This window comes from Mesorhizobium sp. P5_C1, from assembly GCF_054049815.1.
On record NZ_JBFULQ010000595.1, the window covers coordinates 1 to 3,185 of the forward strand.

The 3,185-nt window shown below is 61.2% G+C and carries 6 protein-coding genes; 1 reads left to right on the forward strand and 5 read right to left on the reverse strand.

Annotation, left to right across the window (positions count from 1 at the left end; genetic code table 11):
* Nucleotides 1–342: sulfatase-like hydrolase/transferase (locus tag ACXJ7R_RS28470; protein WP_457154736.1), on the reverse strand; the 342-nt coding region annotated here is incomplete at its 3' end.
* Between the two features lie 111 nt (nucleotides 343–453).
* On the opposite strand from ACXJ7R_RS28470, the gene ACXJ7R_RS28475 reads away from it, so the two are divergent.
* Entirely contained in the window at nucleotides 454–567 is a 114-nt protein-coding gene (locus ACXJ7R_RS28475) for a helix-turn-helix domain-containing protein (RefSeq protein WP_457154737.1), read from the forward strand.
* Between the two features lie 50 nt (nucleotides 568–617).
* Here the strand turns inward: ACXJ7R_RS28475 and ACXJ7R_RS28480 are convergent, their stop codons facing one another.
* The 4 genes from ACXJ7R_RS28480 to ACXJ7R_RS28495 form a co-directional block, all read right to left on the reverse strand.
* A complete protein-coding gene (locus ACXJ7R_RS28480; protein WP_457154738.1) occupies nucleotides 618–1,553 on the reverse strand; it encodes an HlyD family secretion protein in 936 nt (311 codons plus the stop codon).
* Nucleotides 1,550–1,789: a DUF3302 domain-containing protein gene (locus ACXJ7R_RS28485; RefSeq protein WP_095084844.1), complete on the reverse strand. Its 240-nt coding sequence runs from the start codon at nucleotides 1,787–1,789 to the stop codon at nucleotides 1,550–1,552. Before ACXJ7R_RS28485 ends, ACXJ7R_RS28480 begins: the two co-directional genes overlap by 4 nt.
* Before the next feature lie 113 nt (nucleotides 1,790–1,902).
* Complete coding sequence (locus tag ACXJ7R_RS28490; RefSeq protein WP_457154739.1) at nucleotides 1,903–2,229, reverse strand: DUF1254 domain-containing protein; 327 nt, start codon at nucleotides 2,227–2,229, stop codon at nucleotides 1,903–1,905.
* 625 nt (nucleotides 2,230–2,854) lie between these two features.
* Nucleotides 2,855–3,061, reverse strand: coding sequence for a hypothetical protein (locus ACXJ7R_RS28495; protein ID WP_143748743.1), 207 nt, complete (start codon nucleotides 3,059–3,061; stop codon nucleotides 2,855–2,857).
* Between the last annotated feature and the right edge of the window lie 124 nt (nucleotides 3,062–3,185).

Sequence of the window (3,185 nt, forward strand, 5' to 3'; positions counted from 1 at the left end):
GATGAATGTCGAACGCCCTGCCGTGCAGCTCTGCTCGGCATAGTAGTCGGTGAACAYCATGCCTTCGCGGGCGAGGCGGTCGATGTTCGGCGTGCGATAGCCCATCACGCCGAATGTATAGGCGCTTATGTTTGATTGCCCGATGTCGTCGCCGAAGATGACCAGGATGTTCGGCTTGCCGTCGGCCGCCGCCGTGGGTTGGTCCTGGGCCTGGGCAACCCGTGTCTCACCCATGAGAGTTGAGGCAGCCGCAAGTGCGCTGCCGCCAAGCAGGATGCTGCGTCGGCTGACAGACATGGTCGGCGGCGCTGCGGACTGATCTCGCTTTCGTTCATTGAGCATAGCGCGCTCTCCTCCAAGCTCGCGCCCCCTGCCAAATGGAGTTTCTGCCGTTGTGCGATTGTTGCCAAGGACCTTCATGCGGTTCCGGACGCCGAGCGCAACGAGGCGATCATGGCCATGCTGCGCAAGGGGCAGAGCTGGAACACCATCGTGAAGGCCACCAACTGCTCACGGTCGACGCTCGCGAAGCTGGCGAAGCGCCTCGAACCAATCGGGGGCAGGTAGGCAAGCGCCTTGGCCTGTTCTTGCCGCCGCCTCTGGCTGGCGCGGCCGGTTCAGAACGGGTTGACGTAGTTCAGGATGGCACTTTGTCTAAGCACAACTTGCCGTATCACATGCGCCGCCTTGACATGATCGGTGTAAATGGCGGCAACGCCAGTGCTTCCCGCTGGGAGCCGTTGCCCGACCGTCTGATCGTCGAGTTTGAAGCGCACTACAAAGGGAGACGCCTGCACCTCCGACGGCGCCACGGCGAGGCCTCCCGGCTGCGACTGCCCGGTGGCAATCGCCTGAATTACCGTCTCAACCTTGCCTTCAAAGACCTCGCCGGGAAGCGTCTTGAACGTGACCTCGACCGGCTGACCAGCCTTGATGTAGCGCGCATTGTTCTGGGCTATCTCGGCGCCAAAGATGGTGTCGGATGTGTCGATGAAGGCCATGACGGGTGATTGGCCGTTGACACGCGCTCCCTTGCGAAGGGCGAGGTTCGTCACATAACCGTCGGTTGGCGCACGAACAGTCGTCTTGTCGAGGTTCCATTTCGCCCCGTCGAGTTCCGCCTGAAGCTGGTCACGCTCGGCCTGGCGCTGCTCGACATCGAAGGCGCGTCCGACATCGTTCTTCTGAAGTTGTGAGAACTGACCAAGCCGCAGCTCGGCCAGCTTGAGCTGCGCCTCGATGCCGCGAACCTGTGCCTCGTAGATCGTCGGGTCGATGCGGAAAAGAACATCGCCTGCCTTGAGCTGCGTGTTAGCAAGCACAGGGACGTCGATGACTTCGCCCGCCACGGACGGAATGATCTGTACGGAGTTACGCTGCACTGCGGCTGGCCCGGACGGCGCTCCCCACCCCATCGGGATGAACAGGCCGATGAGAAGAGCCAGCAGCACGATGACCGGGGACAGCTTCCAAAACAGGTTGAATGGGATAAACCTCAGCCAGACGAAGAGGGCGAGAAGCGCAATGTAGCCATTGAGAAGGACGACGATCATTTGGTCGCGTCCCTCTTTTCCGGGAAGTCGACATAGGCCCAGATCAGCACCAGCGGCCAGAAAACGAAGCCGAAGATCAAGGTTGCCCAGCTACCAACTGCCACCGCTTGCGCCCAGGGATGGCCACGCTTGCGTGCAATACGGCCCGGCATGGCCCCCAGCGCCACGACGACCGCAACAAGTGTCGCTATGACGACGAGGAGGACTATCCAGGCGAAGATGTCGATGAAGGTCATGTCGCCGCTCCACGCTGTCAATCGCCGGTTCCAGCCTTTCCGACACTCTTTCCACGTTCGCGTCAGGACGAACCGGAGCGCTGGTGTACCCCAGTCAGATCGCAAGTTGACCGTTACCCGGAGGAATACAGGATATCRACATTCGGACGGACAACGGCCTTGAAGTCCGAAGGAGGGAACGCCTTCGCGTGGCTGAACTGATTGTACGGTGCTTGGGTGACGATCCCAGTTGGTTCAGCATAGTTGGTGCCCTGTGTGAAGGCATCCATCAACATCAGCGGATAGGCGTAGACATAGGCGTCTCTTGCTATCTCGGACGCCTGCTCCTCGGACACAATCTGAGCTGATGTCGGCACAGGCAGAGAGGCAGCTAACAGCACGGCAAGCGGCATACGGATCATTTGCCAGTCCTCCATTCTGACGACGGCAATCGTCAGCAAGGGTCTCGCCCATCGGTGGCGCACACAAGTACGTAACGGTAACGCCGCGTAACCATGGCGCGGCCTTTTGCCGGTGTCGTTCGCTCTCCCTGCTGTTAGACGCTTGCCTGCCCGATGATACGGGGTGGCCATCTTGAGGGATACCGGATTGACGTATTGGGCGGCGAGGCGCGAACGCAAGACTGAGGTGAAGAGGCGGGCTTAGGAGCCGCGCAGCATGTTTAGCCGCAGTCGCGTGGTTGGATGCAGCAAGCCGGCCAGAGCGGGCACGGAGGACGGGCTGGACACTCGGTTCTGTCGGTCCCACGCGGATCACTACGCGCGCCACGGGAGCGCGTACAGATTGACGACTGCGTGACCATCCTCCTCGACGGCTTGGTTCTGGACCCTGCGACACAGATCAGGCACGAGACCAGCGCCGCGACTGTGAGGGAATACCGGGCCGGTATGCGCGCCGACAAAAGAGGCTGGAACATTAGCGGGCTTGAATTGTTGAGTTCATGCTTCGGACGCCGCTGCTTGGCTCCGTCGCAGGCTGGTGGGCACATCGGCCGGCCCGCGCCAGCGGTCCCTCCGTGGCGCGGGCTTTGAGGCCGGACAGTGGCTGCGGCGCCTCGGACGGGGTTCAAATAAATGGTGGACAATACCACCAGAAAGCTTTGGCTTCCTCTTCAGGCGTCATCGGACGGACCTCCCATGAGTCCGTTTTCGCGATGTAACGTGTCCAAATGGGCGTGCCTTCTTCGCTGACGCTTTCGTGCCAGGCGGTAAACCCCATCATTGGCAATAAAGCTTCTCGGAGCGATCGAAGCTGCAGTGCTGCCGTGTGCATGCGAATGACCTCCCTTGGCTGGGCGCCGCCACCGATTCGTGCCCGCCTCACCCCGGCACAACGTCGTAGCGTTGCCGACCGTCTTCAGCGGTCCGGCGGCCATAGCGGTGGCTCGGGGTTTGAC